Source organism: Methylocystis sp. (genome assembly GCF_051062815.1).
Lineage (GTDB): Bacteria > Pseudomonadota > Alphaproteobacteria > Rhizobiales > Beijerinckiaceae > Methylocystis.
In genome coordinates, this window is record NZ_JBPFDU010000099.1 from 1 (window position 1) to 16520 (window position 16520).

General features: G+C 63.7%; 18 protein-coding genes, 1 tRNA gene and 1 pseudogene. 16 read left to right on the forward strand and 4 right to left on the reverse strand.

Translation table 11 applies throughout. The features are described from left to right. The 3 genes and pseudogenes from ACR65W_RS20395 to ACR65W_RS20405 all read left to right on the forward strand — a co-directional run. Positions 1-102: pseudogene (locus ACR65W_RS20395) on the forward strand (methane monooxygenase/ammonia monooxygenase subunit C); the annotation flags it as partial. A gap of 61 nt (positions 103-163) precedes the next feature. After that, the gene (locus tag ACR65W_RS20400; RefSeq protein WP_434503068.1) at positions 164-292 is read left to right on the forward strand and encodes a hypothetical protein; all 129 of its coding nucleotides are present in this window, start codon (positions 164-166) and stop codon (positions 290-292) included. Between the two features lie 181 nt (positions 293-473). Then, a complete protein-coding gene (locus ACR65W_RS20405) occupies positions 474-971 on the forward strand; it encodes a DUF1269 domain-containing protein (RefSeq protein WP_175095840.1) in 498 nt (165 codons plus the stop codon). A 151-nt stretch (positions 972-1122) separates the two neighbouring features. Here ACR65W_RS20405 and ACR65W_RS20410 read toward each other — a convergent pair whose 3' ends face one another. Beyond that, a complete protein-coding gene (locus tag ACR65W_RS20410; RefSeq protein ID WP_434503071.1) occupies positions 1123-1776 on the reverse strand; it encodes a hypothetical protein in 654 nt (217 codons plus the stop codon). A 343-nt stretch (positions 1777-2119) separates the two neighbouring features. On the opposite strand from ACR65W_RS20410, the gene ACR65W_RS20415 reads away from it, so the two are divergent. From ACR65W_RS20415 to ACR65W_RS20465, 11 genes are all read left to right on the forward strand, one after another. Then, positions 2120-3262, forward strand: a complete 1143-nt coding sequence (locus ACR65W_RS20415; protein ID WP_434503073.1) for a 4Fe-4S dicluster domain-containing protein — start codon at positions 2120-2122, stop codon at positions 3260-3262. Beyond that, positions 3259-3723 (forward strand): cyclic nucleotide-binding domain-containing protein, encoded by a 465-nt coding sequence (locus tag ACR65W_RS20420; RefSeq protein WP_434503075.1) that lies wholly within the window; start codon positions 3259-3261, stop codon positions 3721-3723. The genes ACR65W_RS20415 and ACR65W_RS20420 overlap by 4 nt, the downstream gene beginning before the upstream one ends. Continuing rightward, positions 3704-4555, forward strand: coding sequence for an FAD/NAD(P)-binding protein (locus ACR65W_RS20425; RefSeq protein WP_434503077.1), 852 nt, complete (start codon positions 3704-3706; stop codon positions 4553-4555). The genes ACR65W_RS20420 and ACR65W_RS20425 overlap by 20 nt, the downstream gene beginning before the upstream one ends. 1 nt (position 4556) lies before the next feature. After that, entirely contained in the window at positions 4557-5333 is a 777-nt protein-coding gene (locus tag ACR65W_RS20430) for an oxidoreductase (RefSeq protein ID WP_434503079.1), read from the forward strand. Beyond that, positions 5323-6615 (forward strand): Ni/Fe hydrogenase subunit alpha, encoded by a 1293-nt coding sequence (locus tag ACR65W_RS20435; protein WP_434503081.1) that lies wholly within the window; start codon positions 5323-5325, stop codon positions 6613-6615. Before ACR65W_RS20430 ends, ACR65W_RS20435 begins: the two co-directional genes overlap by 11 nt. Continuing rightward, entirely contained in the window at positions 6596-7078 is a 483-nt protein-coding gene (locus ACR65W_RS20440) for a hydrogenase maturation protease (RefSeq protein WP_434503083.1), read from the forward strand. Before ACR65W_RS20435 ends, ACR65W_RS20440 begins: the two co-directional genes overlap by 20 nt. Before the next feature lie 186 nt (positions 7079-7264). Then, a complete protein-coding gene (locus ACR65W_RS20445) occupies positions 7265-7411 on the forward strand; it encodes a hypothetical protein (protein ID WP_434503085.1) in 147 nt (48 codons plus the stop codon). 667 nt (positions 7412-8078) lie between these two features. Next, entirely contained in the window at positions 8079-8393 is a 315-nt protein-coding gene (locus tag ACR65W_RS20450; RefSeq protein ID WP_434503087.1) for a hypothetical protein, read from the forward strand. 205 nt (positions 8394-8598) lie between these two features. Beyond that, positions 8599-9288 carry a M15 family metallopeptidase gene (locus ACR65W_RS20455; RefSeq protein WP_434503089.1) on the forward strand — a complete coding sequence of 230 codons (690 nt, stop codon included), beginning with the start codon at positions 8599-8601 and terminating at the stop codon, positions 9286-9288. A gap of 242 nt (positions 9289-9530) precedes the next feature. Continuing rightward, positions 9531-9716, forward strand: coding sequence for a hypothetical protein (locus ACR65W_RS20460; protein ID WP_175095851.1), 186 nt, complete (start codon positions 9531-9533; stop codon positions 9714-9716). Between the two features lie 378 nt (positions 9717-10094). After that, positions 10095-10847 carry an outer membrane protein gene (locus tag ACR65W_RS20465; RefSeq protein WP_434503091.1) on the forward strand — a complete coding sequence of 251 codons (753 nt, stop codon included), beginning with the start codon at positions 10095-10097 and terminating at the stop codon, positions 10845-10847. Positions 10848-11045: 198 nt separating this feature from the next. Here ACR65W_RS20465 and ACR65W_RS20470 read toward each other — a convergent pair. From ACR65W_RS20470 to ACR65W_RS20480, 3 genes are all read right to left on the reverse strand, one after another. After that, positions 11046-11122, reverse strand: a tRNA-Pro gene (locus ACR65W_RS20470). A 66-nt stretch (positions 11123-11188) separates the two neighbouring features. After that, complete coding sequence (locus tag ACR65W_RS20475; RefSeq protein ID WP_434500624.1) at positions 11189-11713, reverse strand: dihydrofolate reductase; 525 nt, start codon at positions 11711-11713, stop codon at positions 11189-11191. Positions 11714-11719: 6 nt separating this feature from the next. After that, positions 11720-12523, reverse strand: coding sequence for a thymidylate synthase (locus tag ACR65W_RS20480; protein ID WP_434500623.1), 804 nt, complete (start codon positions 12521-12523; stop codon positions 11720-11722). 252 nt (positions 12524-12775) lie between these two features. On the opposite strand from ACR65W_RS20480, the gene ACR65W_RS20485 reads away from it, so the two are divergent. Beyond that, entirely contained in the window at positions 12776-13762 is a 987-nt protein-coding gene (locus ACR65W_RS20485) for a TIM44-like domain-containing protein (protein ID WP_434500622.1), read from the forward strand. Between the two features lie 152 nt (positions 13763-13914). Then, complete coding sequence (gene hrpB, locus ACR65W_RS20490; RefSeq protein WP_434500635.1) at positions 13915-16497, forward strand: ATP-dependent helicase HrpB; 2583 nt, start codon at positions 13915-13917, stop codon at positions 16495-16497. The last annotated feature ends 23 nt before the right edge of the window (positions 16498-16520 follow it).

Consider the following 16520-nt stretch of genomic DNA (forward strand, 5'->3'; position numbering starts at 1 on the left):
TTCGGCTGGATGGCGCTCGGCGTGTTCGGCGTCGTGCTTCAGCTGCTGATCAACATTCAGCGTCTGATCGGCAAGGAAGGCGTCGCCCTCCTGACCGAGTAATCCGAGACTTCGCCGCCCGCTTCGCGGCGGGCGGCGTCACAAAAAACCGGGAGAAACTCCTATGGTGATCGTCATGCTACTGCTGGCCGCGGCGCTGTCGCCGCTCTGTTTCCTATATGCCGCGCCGCATCGTATCCCGCAGCGCGCCCGCTGCGAGGTCGCGCCGTCGCGCCGCCGTCGCGAAAACTAATGTCTGATGAAAGGCTGGCCCGCCAGCGTCGCTGTGGAGGCGATGAAGGCGGCGTCCGCCGACCGCCGTTCGGTCTATTCATTCCGCCTCCGCCGTTCACCGGCGCATTGTCTTGCTTTTTTTACTGAACTAGATCGTCAATGGCGGCGCGCGAGATCCGCGCGCAGAACAGGAGAGGCCAATGAACGATCTTCTCGTGATTGCGTTTCCGTCGGAAGAAAAGGCCGAAGAAGTTCGGCAGAAGCTCTTCACCATGCAAAAGGAATATTTGATCGAACTCGGCGACGCGGTCGTCGCCGTAAAGAATGCCGATGGCGCGATAAAGCTCAATCAGCTTTTCAACACAACGGCCCTTGGCGGAGTCTCCGGCGCCTTTTGGGGCGCTCTGATCGGATTGATCTTCATGATGCCTCTTGCAGGCGCCGCGATCGGCGCCGGCGCCGGCGCCGTCTCCGGCGCGCTGACCGACTTCGGCATTGACGACAAATTCATGAAGGACGTGGCGGCCGCGGTTCCGCCCGGCGGCGCCGCACTGTTCCTGCTCGTGCGCAAGATGACGACCGACAAGGTTCTCGAAGGACTGAAAGGCGTCGGCGGCGTAGTGCTGCGGACGTCCTTCGACAAGTCTAAGGAAGACGCCATCCGCGCCGCGCTGGCGGCGCAGCCGACCTCCGCCTGATCGGACTGCGCGCCGAATGGCTCTTCGGCGCGCAATTCTTTGGAGCGCTTATCGGCACATGGACTCATGTGATCGATAAGGAATCGCTCAAAATCAAAATGTTGGAGCAGGTTCTCATCGAAAAAGTCCGGCAACTTTTTCGGAACCGGCTCTAGACGGTCTCCTCCGCCTCGCGAGCTTTTCGGCGATGGGAGTGCAGCGTGATGTAGATGCTGGCGGCGATGAAGGATATGCCGAGAACGGAAACCAAAATGAACAGCGACGAGCGCTGAACGATCGCCACCGCAGGGACGAAAATTCCGAGAATAATGCCGACGACGCAGATCTGCCATGCGGCCGCGTGAACGCCCGCGACGAAGGTTGCGACAGCGAGCAGCACCATCAGATTGAGCCCGGCCGCGTTGACGTCGATCAGCTTTCGCAGCGGCGGCGAATAGATCAGCCACATGCCGAAGAGAAACGCCGCCCAGTGCAGTATTTGGGTCCAGACCAGCCGCGTGCGTTCACGCGTCGTTTCGGTGTGCCGCCAACCGACATAAATGCAGATCGCACAATAGACCGGCGTCAGGAACTCCCAGTAGTAAGCGACCGGCTGTCCCGTGAACGTGACGATGCCGATGCCGAGCACGGCCGTCGACAGCATCACGATATAGGGCAGGTCGATCTTGATGACGTCGAGGAAGAGAACGCCGGCGGACTGGGTCCTGATTTCTTCGAAGCCGTGCTCGAGCGTCGTCGCCCAGCTCTCCGGCTCCGGCGAGACATCGGGCAATTTGGGTTCGGCCGGGTCGGAGCTATTGGACATGAGCAATCCTTACTGGTTCGGGCGCGAATGACGCTGCGGCGACTATCCCCGCTTGTCCCTCGCGCCTGTTGGCCGAATTAGAAGGTCAAGATAGTTCGTGCGCGGGGACCGAGCAACCGGTGAGATGGGAATTGGGCCGGCTCGTCCGGCTGCTGGTAAACTCGGGCTCCAGGCTCGCGTGAGGCGGTTGAAGTCACGGGGAAAGACGATAAGCGCGTGATGCGGGACGTCGGCCGAATGTCATCCTCGCGTCACAAGGGCGCCGGCAAAGGCTAAACTTGACGAAACATCCGGCGTGGTTCGATTTGATATTGGCGGGCAGGAAGCCGGGTTAGGAGCGCTCATGGCCAAAGCCGACGAAGCGGCGGCGATCATCACGGTCGAGGGCCTGCAAGCCTTGCTGCGGGCGATCCGGGCGGGCGGCTATCGCGCCATCGGCCCCACCGTGCAAAATCAGGCGATCGTTTACGACGATATCGAATCCGTCGATGATCTGCCCCGCGGGTTGACGGATGAGCAGGACGGCGGTCGCTACAGATTGGCCCGTCGCGATGACGGAGCGCTCTTTGGATATTCCGTCGGGCCGCAGTCGTGGAAGGCGTATCTGCACGCGCCGAAGCTGCGGCTGTGGACGGCCGAGCGCGATGGCGCGAACGCCAGCGTTACGCCCGAAGCGCCGCCGACCGATCGTCTCGCCTTTATCGGCGTGCGGGCGTGTGAAATTCGCGCGATCGAGATCCAGGACAGGGTTCTCGTCAGCGACATGTACGTCGACCCGCACTACCAGGCCTTGCGCGAGCGCGCGCTGATCGTGGCCGTCAATTGCGGCAAGGCGGGAGGCACGTGCTTCTGCGTTTCGATGCGCGCGGGTCCGCGCGTCGAGCAGGGGTTCGACATCGCCCTGACCGAGCTTCTCGACGGGACCGAGCACATCTTTCTCGTCGAGACCGGCAGCGACGAGGGGCGCGCGCTCCTGGCGCAGGTTCCGCATCGGCTTGCGTCGAGCCGCGACCTCGAAGCCGGTGAGGCTGTCATCGAAGGCGCCGCATCCTCGATGGGACGGCACATGCGTTCGGACGATCTCAACGAACTGCTGATGAGCAATCTCGAACATCCGCGCTGGGACGAGGTGGCGACGCGCTGTCTGAGCTGTACAAATTGCACCTTGGTTTGTCCGACCTGCTTCTGCACGTCGGTGGAAGACACATCCGATCTTACCGGAGCGCGCGCCGAACGCTGGCGCCGCTGGGATTCCTGCTTCACCATGGATTTTTCCTACATTCACGGTGGCAGCGTGCGCGCCAGCGCAAAATCGCGCTACCGCCAATGGATGACTCACAAGCTTGCGACCTGGATCGACCAGTTCGGCTCATCGGGGTGCGTGGGGTGCGGGCGCTGCATCACCTGGTGTCCGGTGGGCATCGACATCACCGAGGAGGTGCGCGCCATCCGTGGCGGCGACGCCTGCGCCGAGGAATCGCGATGAAGGATATTGCCGATCTGCTGCGTCATCATCCCTTCGCTGAGGGGCTCGATGAAGAGACATTGGCGCTTGTCGCCGGATGCGCCAAAAATGTCGTCCTGCAGCCAGGCGATTATCTGCATCGCGAGGGCGCCGCGGCGGATTCCTTTTATCTCGTGCGACACGGCGCCGTGGCGCTGGAGACTTTCGTGCCGGGGCGCGGGGCTTTCACCTTTCTCACCGTCAAGAGCGGAGAAATCCTCGGCGCCGACTGGCTCATTCCGCCCTATCGGTCGTCCTTCGACGCGCGCGCCATCGAACTGACGCGCGCTATCGTTTTCGACGGGAAGTGTCTGCGCGGCAAATGCGAGGCGGATCCGCGCGTCGGCTATGAAATGATGAAGCGCTTCATTCCGCCGCTCGTCAGACGTCTGCAGTCGGCGCGCATGCAGGCGCTCGGGATGTATGATGCCGCAAACGCTTAAAGCCTGCGCGTCGCCGCCCTATCCGATGGCGCCGACGATGACGCCTGTGACCCGCTTCATACGCGAGTCGGCGGAGGTGTTCACCTTCGATCTCGCCCCCGAACGCCCCGCGCCGTTCACGCCGGGACAGTTCAATATGCTTTACGCATTCGGCGTCGGCGAAATACCGATCAGCATCAGCGGCGACTCGCACGCGCCAGAGCGGCTCACCCATACGATCCGCGCCGTCGGGCCGGTGAGCGCGGCGCTCGGCAGATTGAAGGCTGGCGATCAGGTCGGCTTGCGCGGCCCCTTCGGGGTCGGCTGGCCGGTCGAAGAAGCCAAAGGCTCCGATGTTTTGCTGATTGGCGGCGGCATTGGTCTGGCGCCGCTTCGGCCGGCGATCTACTGGCTGTTGCGCCATCGCGCCGCCTACGGCCGCGTCGGCGTTCTCTATGGCGCGCGCACGCCGGACGACCTCATCTTCAGCGGCGAACTTGAAGAATGGCGGCGGACGCCCGATTTCCAGCTGCGCGTCGCTGTGGAGCGCGCCGGACCAGATTGGACCGGGGACGTCGGCTATGTGACGCCTTTGCTGTCCAAGCTCCGCTACGATCCGGCGGACGCCATCGCCATGATCTGCGGACCGGAAGTGATGATCCGGGCGACGGCGCTCGCGCTCGAAGACGCGGGCGTCGCAGATTCGCGCATTTTCGTCTCGATGGAGCGCAATATGAAATGCGCCATCGGCCATTGCGGCCACTGCCAATTCGGTCCGCTGTTCATCTGCAAGGACGGACCGGTGCATCGCTACGATCGCGTGCGCGACCTTCTCGCCTATCGGGAGCTTTGACGTGGAGCGTATTCGACCAAAGCTCGCTGTCTGGAAATTCGCCTCATGCGACGGTTGCCAGCTCAGCCTCCTCGATTGCGAGGACGAATTGCTAGAGATCGCCGGTGAAATCGAGGTCGCGCATTTTCTCGAAGCGACGCGCGCCACGGTCGAAGGCCCGTACGATCTCTCGCTCGTCGAAGGTTCGGTGACGACGGCGCATGATGCGGCGCGCATCCAGGAGGTCCGTAAACAGTCGCGGTTCCTCGTAACGATTGGCGCCTGCGCCACCGCAGGCGGCATACAGGCGCTGCGCAACTTCGCCGACGTGCGCGAATATGCGGCGATCGTCTATGCGCGGCCGGATTATATCCAAACGCTGGCGACGTCGACCGCCATCGCCGATCACGTGAAGGTCGACTTCGAACTGCGCGGCTGTCCGATCAGCACGCGGCAACTCGTCGAAACAATTTCGGCGTTCCTCGCCGGGCGCAAGCCGCAAACGCCGCCGCATAGCGTCTGCGTCGAGTGCAAGATCGCCGGCAATCTCTGCGTCATGGTCGGTCACGGAACGCCGTGTCTGGGACCTGTCACCCATGCGGGCTGCGGCGCGCTCTGTCCCTCCTATAATCGCGGCTGCTATGGCTGCTACGGCCCGATGGAGACGCCCAACGCGCCGTCGCTGTCGGCATGGTTGGGCAAGCTCGGCATGGATGAGGATGCGCTGAAGCGCGTCTATCGTACTTTCAACGCCAATGCCGACGCCTTCCGCGAGGAAAGCGAACGTCATGAGCGTTAAGACGATCAAGGTCGAGCAGCTTGCCCGCGTGGAAGGCGAGGGCGCGCTCAAGGTCGTCGCGCGCGACGGCGTCGTGCAATCGGCGGAACTCAATATTTTCGAACCGCCGCGCTTCTTCGAGGCCTTCCTGCGCGACCGCATGTATAGCGAGGCGCCCGATATCACCGCGCGCATTTGCGGCATTTGTCCGGTCGCCTATCAGATGAGCGCGATACACGCGATGGAGAACGCGCTCGGCGTCGTCGTCGATGGACCCTTACGCGACCTGCGACGGCTCCTCTATTGCGGCGAGTGGATCGAGAGCCACACGCTGCACGTATACATGCTGCACGCGCCGGATTTCCTCGGCTATGCGGGCGCAATCGAGATGGCGCGCGACCACGCCGACATCGTTCGCCGCGGGCTCGATCTCAAAAAGGCCGGCAATGCGATCATCGCGCTACTCGGTGGCCGCGAGATTCATCCGATCAATGTCCGCGTCGGCGGCTTTTATCGTGCGCCGCGCCGGCGCGAACTTCAGCCGCTCGCTGAAGAGTTAAAGCGTGCGCGAGACGGGGCGCTCGCGACCGTGCGCTGGACGGCTGGCTTCGATTTCCCGGATGTTGAACGCGATTATGAATTCGTCGCCTTGCGTGGCGACGGCGAATATCCCTTCAACCAGGGCCGCATTGTCTCAAGCTGCGGGCTCGACATCGCCGCCGCGGAATATGATGAACATTTCGAAGAGAGCCACGTCGAACATTCGACCGCGCTGCACGCGCACCTCAAGGCGCGCGGGCCCTATCTCACCGGGCCCTTGGCGCGTTACGCGCTGAACGCCGCGTCGCTCTCGCCGATCGCGCGCGAGGCGGCGCGCGAAGCGGGACTTGGGCCCGTCTGCGCCAATCCTTTCCGCAGCATTATCGTTCGCGCCGTCGAAGTTCTTTACGCCTGCGACGAGGCGCTACGGATCATCGAACAATATGAAGAGCCTGACCGCCCGGCGGTCGATATCGAGGCACGCGCGGGAATCGGCTTTGCCGCGACCGAGGCGCCGCGCGGCATGCTGTATCATCGCTACAGCCTCAATGCCGATGGAAAGATCGCCGACGCCCGCATCGTGCCGCCGACGTCGCAGAACCAGCCGAGCATCGAACAGGATCTGAAGATTTTCGCGAACGCTTGGCTCGATCTGCCGGACGATGCTTTGCGCCATCGATGCGAACAGACCATTCGCAATCACGACCCCTGCATTTCCTGCGCGACGCATTTTCTGCGGCTCGATGTCGACCGGGGCGGATAGCGCGCGCGAAGCGCCGCGCATCATTGTGCTCTGTATCGGCAATCCCGATCGCGGCGACGACGCGGCGGGCCGCGCGGTCGCGCGAGCGCTGAGAGCGTTGCTGGCCGACTCCGAAATCATCGAGGAGGAGGGCGAGGCGACGCGCGTGCTGGCGCGGCTCGACGGCGCGGACGCCGCCTACATTGTCGACGCCTGCGTTTGCGGGGCGGAGCCTGGCGAAGTCCGCCGCTTTGACGCCAGCGCAGGCCCGCTTCCGCGAGCGGCTTTTGGCGCATCGACGCATGGCTTCGGTCTCGTCGAAGCTCTGGAGCTCGCCCGCGCGCTGGGCGTATTGCCCGCGCGCTGCATTGTTTATGCGATCGAAGGCGGAACCTTCGATATCGGCGCGCCGATGTCGCCGGCGGTCGCGGCGGCGGTCGATATCGTCGCCGGCCGATTGCGGACGGACATTCTCGGCAAATAACCGAAGCGGGGCGGTGCGCCGCACAAATTCGCCCCAAGCCCGAAACAACCGGCAACATTGCGGCAACCCGGCCGAAACGCTGGCATGTTTAAAGTATGCGCTCGCAATACCTCAGGATCGCACGCTCAGCGCCGCCGAACGCCTCCCCGCATCGCAGCGCCGCGCAGACCAAGTATGGAGAGCCGAATGCAGCGTCTCGTTTCCGCGTCGAAAGTCATCGCCACCGTCTCGACCGTTCGGATGCTCGTCCAACTGCCGATGCTTATCGTTCGACGCATTGCCGCTTCGCCGGAGGCGTTTATCAACGCCATAGAGCGTCTTGCAAAACATTAAGCTTTGCGATTGCCTCGGCCGCGCAAGCTTAGGGTTGAAGTATAAGCTGCGTCGGATACGTTTGACTGCGTAGCGTTCGCCGGCAGGTTGAATGATCTTGCGCCTGTCCCAGTTGAACTGGCTAACAGCCAATCAATCTGGAGGAAAAAATGCGCAAGCTCGTGCTATTGATCATCGGGGCGACTTTGGCTTTCGCTCCGTTGGCTCAAGCGCAGCGATCTTACCCTGATGGCAACGTCCAGTCCTACGGGGGGCTCTGGCGCTATCAGAAGAGGGATTGGAGCACGCCCTGGCGGCCTCTTAACCCTGGCGTGTGCTGGCAATGGAGCGATTACGTCGGCAACTGGGTATGGGTGTGCTGAGAAACACGCCAGTTCGTTGAGATGCAGGAAACGCCCCGCTGCGACGCCTCAGTCGGGCGTTTCTTTTGTACGCTCATGACCTCGCGCCGCCACCACGTCCAAGATCGCCGGAATTCGCGATCTGGCTTTCGAGCAAAACAAACTTAGAAATCCTCCAACGCCGCTTTGAGCGGCTTTTGAGCGGCAGGGACCGGGAGCGCTCGTCGTTCGATCACGCCTTGTGCCTAGGTGGGGCCGCATGTCGGCCATATTGGCGTTCCCAATTCAAGGTAGAGGAACGACACCTCCACCTATGAAGGGCAGGCATGGGCTTTCCACGGGCGCCTTCATCTGTCGGGCTGTCGCCCGGAAAAAAAGAGATCGCCTTCTCTTCGGCGAATGCAATTGCTGCTCGGACGGCTCGTCCGCTCGGCAAGTTGGTCTGCATGGCTAGAGCAAACCGCATTTTTGCCGTCTCGGAAATCTGCAAGGGACTCGCGATACTCACAATCGGCGACATGGTGATCGCAGATGGTGTCGGCGAATTTGTGTGCATCGCGGCGCTGACGATCGAGGCGCCGCCTTTCTTACGATGGCGTGCATCGGAATATGCCAATTCAATCGTGTTGCCGTCTCTATGATCCAAGGCCACTGACAGCACTCCGAGACGATTGGGTGAATGAAGCCGCGCTAAACGCCGCCAAACAGTTTATTAGAACAAGCGTTCTAACGACATTTAAGCTCAAATTGCTCAAGCATATGAGTGCGCGGTTTGCCTATCATTCATGACGTCGGAGCTGGCGCGGGCTCTCAGCCTTTAAGCGAATGATCGACCTTGGCGGAACGATGATGCGGATTGGCGCGCAAGTGACTTTGACGATGCGCCGCTCAGGGGTCCGAGCGGCTGCGCTGCTGTTTTTGCTTCTTGCGGGCGCAGAAGCGCATGCGCGGGGCGCCAAGGTGGCGGCTGAACCAATTCCGGATGCGGTATGGGCTTACATGCAGGGAAGATCGTGGCGGGCGGAGCTTCGATGTCCGGGACGCGACGAACTTATTCTGTTGAGGGTTCCTTACCGGGATTTCGACGGTAACGCGCAGACCGGCTCGCTGATCGTCGCAAGAAGGGTCGCAAAAGCGGTCGCAGCCGCCTTTCAGGACATTTACGACAGCGGGAAATTTCGAATCTATCGAATGTCGCTGATCGATGAATTCGGCGGCGACGACGCGCGATCGATGGCGGCGAATAATACGAGCGCCTTTAACTGCCGAACGACCGATCGAGGCGCGATGTCGCGACACGCCTATGGCATGGCCGTCGACATCAATCCCGTTCAAAATCCCTACCGGGAAGGAAACCTAACCGAGCCTGAAGCCGGGCGCGCCTATGACGAGCCCTCCAAGCGTAGGAGAGATATCGTCGGGATCATCGTCGACGGCGACGTCGTCACCAGGGCTTTCGCGCGACAGGGCTGGCGCTGGGGCGGACATTGGAAAAGAAGCATCGACTATCAGCACTTTTCCAACGACGGACACTGAGGCGTCAAGGTCGGGGCGGCGTGAGCGGTGCGCCGGCCTTCTGTCGATCATTTCCGATCGGTGAGAGTCCCGCCGAAGCCATCTCCTCCGTCACGACGAGCTGCTTTTATATCGGCAATGTGCGCGGCGACCATTGACGCGTCGGGTCGGGGAGCCAAATGACGCCTCATCCAAAACTGCGCGAGCGCAGCACGCGGCCCTCCGATGGGCTGAGGGCAACTCGCAAAAATGGAGGATCCGCTATGACTGATCAAAGGCCATCTGGGGAAAAGGAGTGGGAAATCACGCCCAACACTTACATTTTCGCCGGCGTCGGCGCGGTCATTTTGGGAGGCCTCGCCTATGCAGCCCTCGGCGGCATTCCGAACACCATCGCTGCAGCCGTTGTGGGCGCGCTAGCGGGCGGCAGTTTGGGACTTTTCTTCTAATCAGCGATCGAATCGGCGCGGGCCGGACTTGGGCTCGGCTCGCGCCCCACTCGCCGACGCTCAGCGTGTCGACCGGCCACGGCGGGTTCGATAAACGTCGATCTGCCGACAGCGCTGTCATCGTGATGAAAGCGGCTCACCAGGCGTCCCATTTACGGAGCCACAGAGACCTCGACCGATGATCCATCGGCCGGGCGTTTTTTTGCGGATCTCTGCGCTGTGGCGCCCCCGCCACAGTCGCCCGGAAAGCGTATGGGGAGGGCCGAATAGCCTATTAATTGCTTTGACTGTGCAAGGGTTTGCGATTTCCTTGCCTTCTATCGCCTTAGGCGCAAGGGATTCGGCCCAAGGCGTCTTTAACCTTTAGGAGAAGGTATAATGAATAAGGCAACTTTTGCCGCTTTGGCCCTCGCGCTGACGGCAGGGTCGGCGATGGCCGCCGACCTTCCGTCCTATAAGGCGCCGCCGCCACCGCCCCCGCCGCCGATCATGACCTGGACGGGCTTTTATGCCGGTCTCAACTTCGGCGTCGGCTTTTACGCCCAAAATTCGTCCAACGCTTGGGGGTGGGGCGTAAACAATCACGGCGGTAGCCGGGCGGGCGTCGTCGGCGGCGGTCAAATTGGCTATAATTACCAGATCACGCCCATGTTCGTCGTCGGCGTCGAGACCGATTTCCAGGGCACCAGCATCGGCTCTGGCGCCGGCGGCAACAGCTTCGCCTGGCTCTTTGGCCTCCCTCCGGTAACCACCGCGACTCTGAACTGGTTCGGCACCGTGCGTGGCCGCGTCGGCATCAACCTGCTGAGCCCGCAACTGCTGGTCTATGGCACAGGCGGATTCGCTTACGGCGAGGTGAAACGCAACGGCTGGTTGAACCAGAACAGCACGGTGCAGACGGGCTGGACCGCCGGCGGCGGCGCCGAGTATATGTTCGTTGCGCTGCCGAACTGGTCGGTCAAGGCCGAGTATCTCTATACGCAGCTCAGCGGCAACAACAACAACAACGGCTTCAATTTCGGCTTGGGGTTGAACAACGTCAACAACCGCACCCGCTTCCATACGATCCGCTTTGGCGTGAACTACCACTTCCACTTCGGCTCTTCGGCGCCGGTGTTGGCGAAATACTGATCGATCGTTCGAGCCAGATGCATCCAGGAAAGCCCAGCCCTCGTGGCTGGGCTTTCTTTTTCTCAGCGCGTGGATTGGCGGCGGCAGTCCGCGACGCAATCGGACGTCGGCCCGGCCCGAGCGACGGGCAATTGTAAGACTAATTGTAAGTCCGCCTGCGAGATGTCGCCGCAAACTGATTTGTGAAAGTCTGAGTAATGGTCGGAGTGAGAGGATTCGAACCTCCGACCCCCTCGTCCCGAACGAGGTGCGCTACCAGGCTGCGCTACACTCCGACAGAAATGGCCGAAGCCGCTTTCGAGGCGTTTTATATCGATAGCCGCATTGCGCCGCAACTGGTTTCAGGCGCCTTGGCCACGGCGCCGTTCAAGCGTGACAAAAGCGAAGTCCGCTTCGTCCTTCGGCCCCCGCGGCGGCGTTTCGCGCGCGATCTCACGCCAGTCTTTGGGGTCGAGCGCCGGGAAATGCGCGTCGCCAGCGATATCGAGCGCGACCTCCGTCAGTTCAATCACGTCGGTGAGATCGAGAAAAGCGCGATAGATGTCCTCGCCGCCCGCGATGATGATCTCGTCGACGCTAAGCAGCGCCGCCAGCCGACGCGCCATCGCCAAGGCTTCCGGCGGACTCGCCGCGACATGCACGCCCTCGGCCCTGAAATGGGGATCACGCGTAAGCACGACGCTTTCGCGCCCCGGCAGCGGCCGTCCGATCGATTCGTAAGTGCGCCGTCCCATGATCATCGGCTTGCCCCAGGTGCGCGCCTTGTAGCGCTTGAGATCGCTCGAGAGCCGCCAGGGAAGGCCGTTGGCGACGCCGATCACGCCATTGCGTCCGCGTGCGACGACGGCCACGATTTTGGGCTCCATCGCCGTCTACACCGCGATCGGCGCGGCGATCGCCGGCCAGGGATCGTAATTCTCGACGTTCACGTCGTCGTATCTGAAGTCGAAGAGCGAGCGCACCGAAGGATTGAGTTTCAGGCGGGGCAGGAGTTTTGGCTCGCGCGAGAGCTGAAGTCGCGCCTGCTCGACATGGTTCAAGTAAAGATGCACGTCGCCGAAACTGTGCACGAAATCGCCCGGAACGCAGTCCGTGACCTGCGCGACCATATGCGTTAGCAGCGCATAGCTCGCGATATTGAACGGCACGCCGAGGAAAACATCAGCCGAGCGCTGATAGAGCTGGCAGGAGAGACGTTTCCGCCCGTCGATTTCGGCGACATGAAACTGGAACAGGCAATGGCAGGGCGGCAGCGCCATCTCGTCGACTTGCGCCGGGTTCCATGCCGAGACGATCAGCCGGCGCGAGAAAGGATTGCGCCTGATCTCCTCGACGACATGGGCGAGTTGGTCGATATCCCTGTCGCCGTCGGGCCAGCGCCGCCATTGCATGCCGTAGATCGGACCAAGGTCGCCGTCTTCATTCGCCCATTCGTCCCAGATGGTGACGCCGTTGTCGCGCAGATATTTGACGTTGGTGTCGCCCTGCAGGAACCACAGCAATTCGTGAATGATTGATTTCAGATGCACGCGCTTGGTCGTGACCAGCGGAAAGCCTTGCGAAAGGTCGAAACGCATCTGGTGGCCGAAAAGCGATAGCGTTCCGACGCCGGTGCGATCGTCCTTGCGCACGCCTTCGCGGAGGATTTTATCCAAAAGGTCGAGATACTGACGCATGTCGCCGGTTTAGTCTTTCGGGTTTCCGATGTCTTGCACGTTTCGCGAAAGGATGGGGACGGTTTATTGCTGCGCCATGCGGCCCTCCCCCTCGGAGCGGAGGGTGATGCGCCGCGGCCTCGCTCCACCCTCTCCCTTTGGGAGAGGGCTTGCGCGCCGATTCCCGCGCCCGAGCCTTTGCGGACGCGTCACGCGGCCCTTATATATTGCCTCGCTGGGGGAGCGTCGCTTCCCAACAGATGGGGGATGCACATGACGCGTTTCTTCGCGCTGAGGCGCGGATCGCTGTTTTCTCTCGCGCTCGCCGCTTTGCTGGCGCTCGCGCCGGCCATCGCCGAGGCGCGTATGGGCGGCGGCGGCAGCTTTGGCAGCCGCGGCTCGCGCAGCTGGTCGGCCCCGCCGTCGACCCGAACGATGCCGGGCCAGGCCTCGCCCTTCGGGCGCAGCGCCGCGCCGCGCGCCATCCCGGGCGCGGCTGGGCCGATGTCGCAGCAAGGCGCCTTTGGCGGCGCTTTCGGTCGCGGCATGCTCGGCGGTCTCGCCGGCGGCCTGCTGGGCGCCGGCCTCTTCGGCCTGTTGACGGGCCATGGCCTTTTCGGCGGCATGATGGGCTTCATGTCGGTCATCGGCCTGCTGTTGCAGATCGCGTTGATCGTCTTCCTGGCCCGCATGGCCTTCAACTGGTGGACGCGTCGCAATGCGAACGCCATGGCTGGGGCGGGTCACCGTCCGAGCCCGGGCTTCACCTCGCCCTTTACCGCGCGCGCGCCCTTTGGCGCGGCCGGTTTCGGCTCCGGCGCTTCTCCGGAAGCGGCGATGGCGACGCCGATCAAGATTGCGGCGGAGGACTTCAACGCCTTCGAACGCCTGCTCGGAGAAACGCAGGGCGCCTATAGCCGCGAGGATCTTGGCGCGCTGCGCGGCATGTCGACGCCGGAAATGGCCTCCTATTTCGACGACGAATTGGAGGAAAACCGCCGCAGGGGCGTCATCAACCGCGTCTCGGACGTGAAATTGCTTCAGGGCGATCTGTCGGAGGCGTGGCGCGAAGGCGTCGACGAATACGCCACCGTCGCCATGCGCTTCGCGCTCAATGACGTGATCGAGGATCGCGCCACCGGCAAGCCCGCGCCCGGTTCGCCGGGGCCAACGGAGACGTCCGAGGCCTGGACTTTCCGTCGACCGGCGGGCGCCGGGCCGCAGGAGTGGAAGCTCTCGGCGATCCAGCAGGCGGCGTAAGTTCACCATTGGCTGCAATCTTTTGCCCCTCCCGCAAGGGAGGGGCTTTTTTCATTGCCGGTCCGGCGCGACGCAGCGCCTTGACCCTTTGATCGACGTCCGCAATGTGCGTCGCGCTATGGAATTTGGAACTTTTGAAGCGCGCGCCTCCGATGCTGCATGATCTTTCTGCGCTGCCGATCGACGATGTGCTGCCGGCGATCTGCGCGGCGCTTGAGGCGTCGTGCAACCTTGTCGTCGTCGCCCCGCCCGGCGCCGGTAAAACCACGCGCGCGCCGCTGGCGCTGCTCGGCGCCGACTGGGTGAAGGGCGGCAAGCTCATTTTGCTGGAGCCGCGACGTCTCGCCGCCCGCGCGGCGGCGAGCCGCATGGCGGCGACGCTCGGCGAGACCGTCGGCCAAACGATCGGCCTGCGGATGCGCCTCGAGTCGAAAATCTCAGCGCGAACGCGCGTCGAGGTCGTCACCGAAGGCGTGTTTGCGCGGATGATCCTCGACGATGCGGCGCTGGAGGGCGTGGCCGGCGTCCTGTTCGACGAATATCACGAACGCTCGCTCGACGCGGATCTCGGCCTCGCGCTGGCGCTCGACGCCCAGGCAGGACTGCGGGAGGATCTGCGGCTCATCGCCATGTCCGCGACGCTCGACGGCGCCCGCGTCGCCGCGCTGATGGGCGCCAAGACGATAGAGAGCCAGGGGCGCGCATTTGGCGTGGAGACGCGTTATCTCGGCCGCGACGCCAATGCCCGCATCGAAGAGTCGATGACGCGCGCGATCATGCTGGCGCTGCGCGAAGAGCGGGGTTCGATCCTGGCGTTTCTGCCAGGGCAGGGGGAGATCGCGCGCGTCGCCTCACGCCTCGCCGAGTCGCGCCTGCCGGACGACATCGACGTCGCGCCGCTCTATGGCGCGCTCGATCGCGGCGAGCAGGACCTCGCCATCGCGCCGGCGCGGCCCGGCCGTCGCAAGATCGTGCTCGCCACATCGATCGCGGAAACCTCGCTGACGATCGAAGGCGTGCGCATCGTCGTCGACAGCGGGCTGGCGCGTGTGCAGCGCTTCGAGCCGGATCTCGGATTGTCGCGGCTCGAGACCGTGCGCGCCGCGCGGGCCAGCGTCGATCAGCGCCGCGGCCGCGCCGGCCGCACCGAGCCGGGCGTCTGCTATCGCCTGTGGGATGAGCCGCAGACGGCGGCGCTGCCGGCCTTCGCCGCGCCCGAAATTCTGGACGCCGATCTGTCAGGACTGGCTCTTGATCTCGCGGCCTGGGGGGTGAGCGATCCGGGGCGACTCAAATGGCTCGATCCGCCGCCGGCGCCCGCCTGGAAGGAGGCGGTCGCGCTCGATCGCGAACTCGGGGCGCTCGACGACGACGGGCGACTTACCGAGATGGGCCGCGCCGTACGGGCGCTGCCGCTCGCGCCCAGGTTGGCGCGAATGGTGGTCGAGGCGGCGGGTCACGCCGAGGCGAAGCGCGCCGCCGAACTCGCCATGCTGCTCTCGGAGCGGGGGATCGGCGGCGCCGACGCCGACCTTTCGCATCGGCTCGAGCGCATGCGGAGCGAAAACTCCAAGCGCGCGCGCGATGCGCTGCGCCTCGCGGCGCAATGGGCGCGGCAGGCGAATGGGGCTGCTGGTGGATCGCCCCCACCCCAGCCCTCCCCCGCTGGCACGGGAGAGGGAGCGGACCCGGGGCGTCCTGTCGCAAATCGCCGATCGTTAGCGTCCCCTCTCCCGCGCAGCAGGGGAGGGACAGGGAGGGGGCAGCTATCAGACGGCGCGCTGATCGCGCTCGCCTATCCCGATCGCATCGCCAAATCGCGCGCCGCGCGCGGCGAGTTCCTGATGGCGAACGGCCGCGCCGCGATATTGCCGCTCGAAGATCCTCTGTCACGCGCGCCATTTCTCGCCGTCGCCGAACTCACCGGCCGAGCGGCGCAGGCGCGCATCCTCGCGGCTTGCGCGCTCACCGCCGAGGACGTCGAGGCGATCGCCGGCGATCGCATCGAGACTCGCGACGAAACGAATTTCGACGCGGCGAGCGCCAGCCTGCGGCGCCGCGCGTTTCGGCGTCTCGGCGCGATACGTCTCACCGAGCGCAATCTGGCGGTCGAGGCGTCGGAAGAAAATGCAAGGACGCTCGCGCGCGGCGTCGCCGCCCTTGGCGTCGCGCGCCTGCCATGGACGAAATCGCAGATGCAGCGGCGCGACCGCGTCGCCTTTCTGCGCCGCGCCGAGGGCGACGAATGGCCGGACCTCTCCGACGCCGCTCTGGCGGCAAGCGTCGACGACTGGCTTGCGCCGTTCATTGAGGGGCGCACGTCGCTCGCGGACATTGCGACCGACGACCTCGAGGCGGCGCTCGCTCAGCTTCTCCCCTATGAGTTGTCGCGCAGGCTCGATGCGGAAGCGCCGGCCTATTTCGAAACGCCCGCCGGATCGCGCCATGCGCTCGATTATTCGACCGAGAACGGACCGATCCTCGCCGTGCGCGTGCAGGAGCTTTACGGCCTCTCGAGTCACCCGACGCTTGCGCGCGGACGCGCGCCGCTCACGCTCGAACTGCTCTCGCCGGCGCATCGGCCGATACAGACGACGCGCGATCTCCCGAGCTTTTGGAAAGGCTCCTGGAGCGAGGTGAAGAAAGAGATGAGAGGACGCTACCCGCGCCATCTCTGGCCGGACGATCCGGCGGCCGCGCAGCCGACGACCCGCGCCAAGCCGCGGGGCTCGTGAGCCTTCCGGCCGAGCGGAGCGTG

Bases quoted from the DNA above. Each gene is read 5' to 3' on its own strand.
- ACR65W_RS20400 (WP_434503068.1), top strand. From the start codon at position 164: ATGGTGATCGTCATGCTACTGCTGGCCGCGGCGCTGTCGCCGCTCTGT.
- ACR65W_RS20405 (WP_175095840.1), top strand. From the start codon at position 474: ATGAACGATCTTCTCGTGATTGCGTTTCCGTCGGAAGAAAAGGCCGAA.
- ACR65W_RS20410 (WP_434503071.1), bottom strand. From the start codon at position 1,776: ATGTCCAATAGCTCCGACCCGGCCGAACCCAAATTGCCCGATGTCTCG.
- ACR65W_RS20415 (WP_434503073.1), top strand. From the start codon at position 2,120: ATGGCCAAAGCCGACGAAGCGGCGGCGATCATCACGGTCGAGGGCCTG.
- ACR65W_RS20420 (WP_434503075.1), top strand. From the start codon at position 3,259: ATGAAGGATATTGCCGATCTGCTGCGTCATCATCCCTTCGCTGAGGGG.
- ACR65W_RS20425 (WP_434503077.1), top strand. From the start codon at position 3,704: ATGATGCCGCAAACGCTTAAAGCCTGCGCGTCGCCGCCCTATCCGATG.
- ACR65W_RS20435 (WP_434503081.1), top strand. From the start codon at position 5,323: ATGAGCGTTAAGACGATCAAGGTCGAGCAGCTTGCCCGCGTGGAAGGC.
- ACR65W_RS20440 (WP_434503083.1), top strand. From the start codon at position 6,596: ATGTCGACCGGGGCGGATAGCGCGCGCGAAGCGCCGCGCATCATTGTG.
- ACR65W_RS20445 (WP_434503085.1), top strand. From the start codon at position 7,265: ATGCAGCGTCTCGTTTCCGCGTCGAAAGTCATCGCCACCGTCTCGACC.
- ACR65W_RS20450 (WP_434503087.1), top strand. From the start codon at position 8,079: ATGGGCTTTCCACGGGCGCCTTCATCTGTCGGGCTGTCGCCCGGAAAA.
- ACR65W_RS20455 (WP_434503089.1), top strand. From the start codon at position 8,599: ATGATGCGGATTGGCGCGCAAGTGACTTTGACGATGCGCCGCTCAGGG.
- ACR65W_RS20460 (WP_175095851.1), top strand. From the start codon at position 9,531: ATGACTGATCAAAGGCCATCTGGGGAAAAGGAGTGGGAAATCACGCCC.
- ACR65W_RS20465 (WP_434503091.1), top strand. From the start codon at position 10,095: ATGAATAAGGCAACTTTTGCCGCTTTGGCCCTCGCGCTGACGGCAGGG.
- ACR65W_RS20475 (WP_434500624.1), bottom strand. From the start codon at position 11,713: ATGGAGCCCAAAATCGTGGCCGTCGTCGCACGCGGACGCAATGGCGTG.
- ACR65W_RS20480 (WP_434500623.1), bottom strand. From the start codon at position 12,523: ATGCGTCAGTATCTCGACCTTTTGGATAAAATCCTCCGCGAAGGCGTG.
- ACR65W_RS20485 (WP_434500622.1), top strand. From the start codon at position 12,776: ATGACGCGTTTCTTCGCGCTGAGGCGCGGATCGCTGTTTTCTCTCGCG.
- hrpB (WP_434500635.1), top strand. From the start codon at position 13,915: ATGCTGCATGATCTTTCTGCGCTGCCGATCGACGATGTGCTGCCGGCG.